3 pseudogenes are annotated in these 1,419 nt (G+C 72.1%); 2 read left to right on the forward strand and 1 reads right to left on the reverse strand.

Annotated elements, in window-relative coordinates:
- Positions 1-500: 500 nt before the first annotated feature.
- Both VR44_RS31140 and VR44_RS31145 read left to right on the forward strand, forming a co-directional pair.
- Positions 501-809 (forward strand): annotated as a pseudogene (locus tag VR44_RS31140) (NAD(P)/FAD-dependent oxidoreductase); the annotation flags it as partial.
- 52 nt (positions 810-861) lie between these two features.
- Positions 862-1,137 (forward strand): annotated as a pseudogene (locus tag VR44_RS31145) (NAD(P)/FAD-dependent oxidoreductase); the annotation flags it as partial.
- A gap of 61 nt (positions 1,138-1,198) precedes the next feature.
- On the opposite strand, the pseudogene VR44_RS31150 reads toward VR44_RS31145, so the two are convergent.
- Positions 1,199-1,419, reverse strand: a pseudogene (locus tag VR44_RS31150) (MFS transporter); the annotation flags it as partial.

Raw genomic sequence — 1,419 nt, forward strand, 5'->3', positions numbered from 1 at the left:
GCCCAAGCTCGACCGTATCGACGACCAGCATTGCCGGGGGTTCCCTGGCCTGGCGACGACCCGAGGAAGGAGCGGGCGGGGATCCCGTCGCCTGGCGGCTGAGGTTCCGGAGGGCGTTTTAGGGCGATTCCATCCATAAAGTTCTGACCGGCGACGGCAGGCCATACTAGTCCCCATGGAGTGGTTCGAGCGGGCCGAGGAAGCGGAACAGCGTCAGGACTGGGATACAGCGATCACGTTGGTGAGCTCACACGCCGAGTGCTACTCCGTCGACCACTACGCGCACAACAACCATCTCTGGCACATGAGCTTGCTCGCCCGCGCGGACCGGCTCGAAGAACTCGCAGAGCTCGCCCTCACCGATGTCCACGCACGACGGAGGCTCAACAGGTCGCTTCGGGATCAGGGGAAGGAAGCGGACCTGCGCACGCGAGCCGAAGACGGTGACCGCGACGCCCTGTACCTCCTTGTTCGACTGCTGTGTGAGACGAACCGGGCGGAAGAAGCCCGGACTCGTCGTCGACCTCGGCGGCACCGACGCGGTGTCCAAGCCGCTGGGCATCCCGCTGCGCGGCCTCCCGGCGCAGGCCGTGGCCCGCGGCTACCACTGGTCCGCACTGCGCACCAACGTCGCCAAGACCCGCGTCCTGACCAACTGGCTGCTCAACGCCGTGGCCGGGGACGACTTCGTCCGGATGGGCCTGCGGGAGGGCAGGCCGCCGACCCTGCGGGAGTTCGAGCACGGCGACGACTACCTGACCCCCGAGCAGGTACGCGCCCGCACGGCGGCGCCCCGCGCCGCCGACTGAGGGGGGGCACGGGGCACGGGGCGCGGGGCCCGGTGTCACGAGGCGTCGAGCNACCGACGCGGTGTCCAAGCCGCTCGGCATCCCGCTGCGCGGCCTCCTGGCCCGGGCCGTGGCCCGCGGCTACCACTGGTACGCGCTGCGCACCAACGTCGCCAAGACACGCGTGCTGACCAACTGGCTGCTCAACGCGGTGGCCGGGGACGACTTCGTCCGCATGGGCCTGCGCGCCTCCAAGCTGCCCACCCTGCGCGAGTTCGAACAGACCGACGCCTACCTGACGCCGGACCAGCTACGCGCCCGCACGGCATCCCGGCCGGCCACCGGCTGAGGCCGCCCGGGGGGCCGCTCACCGGTCCCCCGGCCGCACTCGGCTGCGCGCCCCCGGCGGGCTACTGCCCCTGTACGGCCCGCTCCTGAACGGCTTCCCGGGCTTCCGGCAGGCCCGGCTGGTCCGGCTCGTCGGCCGGCGCGGCGGCACGCAGCGCCGCCTCGACCCGGCGGTTGCCGGTCATGGTCGCCGTGACCGCCGTCATCGCCAGGAGGAGGCCGCCAGCGGCGTAGAGCGGGGTGCGGACGTCGTAGGCGGTGGCCAGCCAGCCGCCGAGGAAGG

It is taken from the genome of Streptomyces katrae (genome assembly GCF_000966975.1).
GTDB lineage: Bacteria > Actinomycetota > Actinomycetes > Streptomycetales > Streptomycetaceae > Streptomyces > Streptomyces katrae.